This is a genomic window from Mesorhizobium sp. Root552, assembly GCF_001427285.1.
Lineage (GTDB): Bacteria > Pseudomonadota > Alphaproteobacteria > Rhizobiales > Rhizobiaceae > Mesorhizobium.
In genome coordinates, this window is record NZ_LMFV01000053.1 from 1 (window position 1) to 2,314 (window position 2,314).

Below are 2,314 nucleotides of genomic sequence, written 5' to 3' on the forward strand. Positions count from 1 at the left end.
CCGGATCGGCGCCAGAGACCAACGAAACCACGAACCAATGAAAGGGGGGTTAGTTCTTCAATTCGAGAAAGGGGTCAGTTCCTGGATTCGCTTGACAGGTGTCGCCGTGGTAACTGTGTTCCATGACGACGATACGCGAGCGGGCCGCGCCATTGTTACGATGGAAACCAAGTGCCATCTTGAGCGCGACCTCGACGCTGGTCGAGCCGCTGTCGGAATAGAATACCCAGTCTAGTCCGGCAGGGGTGATATCGACCAGCGTGGAGGCAAGTTGCTCAGCTGGTTCATGGCTTAGGCCAGCAAAGATCACTTGGTCGAGCGTTCCGGTCGCCTTGCGGATCGCCTCGACGATCTTCGGATGGCGGTGACCGTGGGTGATCACCCACCATGATGAGATGGCGTCGAGGATGCGACTGCCATCGCGCGTTACAACATAGGCACCTTCGGTGCGTTTAATCGTCGGCGGCACCGCCTCGGTTGCGTGCTGGGTGAAGGGGTGCCAGACAGCAGAGCGGGTCATGGCTCGTTCTCTAGAAAATCGGCGGAAGCGAATGCAGCCCGCATTGCGAAACCCAGTGTTTCTGACGACAGAGGATCGAGATGGGGCAGGCGGCCGAGTACGCGTACCTTGCCGATCTCAGCGATCGTTCTTTGCGTATCGGATATTTCCTCACCGATAAAGGCTATCCCAAGAAGCGCGATCGACCGGCTGCGCAACGCCTCGATCGACAGCAGCGTGTGGTTGATCGTACCAAGCCCTGTGCGGGCGCACAGCACTATTGGCGCGCGCCATCTCGCGAAGATATCGATATAGAGTGTCTGCCGATTGACTGGCACCATCAGTCCGCCGGCTCCCTCGATAATGAGGGGGCGGTTAATTTCAGGTAGCAGGAACTTGCCGGTGTCGACCTCCACCCCGTCCAGTTCCGCGGCGCGATGCGGTGAAAGGGGGCGCTCCAAGCGCCAAGCCTCGGGCAGGATTCGGTTAGGCGGTAGGCCGCAAAGCCGTGCCACGATCTGGCTGTCGGTTTCTTCCTCCAGGCCCGACTGCACCGGCTTCCAATAAACACCATCGAGCAAGCCGGTGAGGCCAGCCGAAAAGACGGTCTTGCCGATACCGGTATCGGTGCCGGTAATGATGATATGTTGGCTCATACAGCGGGCCTCCACTCTTGGGCGAAGGCGGCGAACAGGGCCAGGACATCGGCCTCGGAGATATTGAGGGTGAGCGATATCCTGAGCCGCGCCGTACCTTCCGGCACTGTTGGCGGCCGAATGCCGCGTACATCGAAGCCGCGATCCTGCAGTCCCTGTGCCAGCGCCATAGTGCACGTGTTGTCGCCGACGATGATGGGCAGGATTTGCGATCCGCTCGGGTGGACTCCCAGCGCTTCGGCTTTCTCGCCGGCAAGTAAGATAAGCCGCGCCAACTTCTCGCGACGAGCAGGCTCCTCGGTCAAGATGGCGAGCGCTTCCATCGTTGCCACTGCCATCAGTGGTGAGGGGGCGGTGGCGTATATGAAGGGTCGGCAACGGTTGATAAGATAGTCGCAAAATACAGCCGGACCGGTGACCAATGCCCCCGATGCCCCAAGCGCTTTGCCGCAGGTGTGTAATACCACGACATTGTCGCGACCCTCGAATGCATGCGCCAGTCCGCGCCCACTCGGGCCGTACACACCTGTGGCGTGCGCCTCATCGACGAATAGGAAGGCGTCATGCCTGTCAGCGACCTCGATGAGTTGAGTCAGCGGTGCACGGTCACCGTCCATGCTATAGAGACTCTCGACCACTATCCATGGCCGGCCGACCCCGCCCTTGGCGCGCCAGATTCGGATCGTATCTGTCACAGCGTCAGGATCATTGTGCTGGGCTTGCACCACTTCGGCACGACTGGCGCGGGCACCCTCGTGAGCGCTGGCGTGGATCAACCCGTCCAGAACGATGAGATCGCCCTTTTGCGGCAGCGTCGTCAGCACGGCAAAATTGGCCATGTAGCCGCCGCCGAAAAACAATGCGCCCTCGGCGCCAAAGAACCTCGCTGCCCTCGCTTCCAGCGCTTCATGCTCAGGCGTATTGCCGCGTAGCAGCCGTGAACCGGCCGCGCCGACCGGCGTACCGTCATCAATAGCTACCGCAACGGCATTGGCAATTCGCTTGCAACCAGCGAGGCCGAGATAATCGTTGGAAGCGAAGTCGAGCCCGGCCCGGCCGCTCTGTCAACGGCGGAGCAAAACCAGGCCACTGGGGCGGAGTAAAACCAGGCCAGTCCAGGTGCGGCAGAGGCCGCTCACGAAGCGCGCTTTTCCATAGC

Annotated in this window: 1 protein-coding gene and 2 pseudogenes; all 3 read right to left on the bottom strand. The window is 60.8% G+C overall.

Annotated elements, in window-relative coordinates:
* Window positions 1-97: 97 nt before the first annotated feature.
* Window positions 98-520: pseudogene (locus ASD50_RS17640) on the bottom strand (aminotransferase class III-fold pyridoxal phosphate-dependent enzyme); the annotation flags it as partial.
* Entirely contained in the window at window positions 517-1,155 is a 639-nt protein-coding gene (gene bioD / locus ASD50_RS17645) for a dethiobiotin synthase (RefSeq protein WP_056243985.1), read from the bottom strand. The gene bioD and the pseudogene ASD50_RS17640, both read right to left, overlap by 4 nt.
* Window positions 1,152-2,216: pseudogene (locus tag ASD50_RS17650) on the bottom strand (8-amino-7-oxononanoate synthase); the annotation flags it as partial. The gene bioD and the pseudogene ASD50_RS17650, both read right to left, overlap by 4 nt.
* Window positions 2,217-2,314 lie beyond the last annotated feature (98 nt).

Bases quoted from the DNA above. Each gene is read 5' to 3' on its own strand.
- bioD (WP_056243985.1), bottom strand. From the start codon at position 1,155: ATGAGCCAACATATCATCATTACCGGCACCGATACCGGTATCGGCAAG.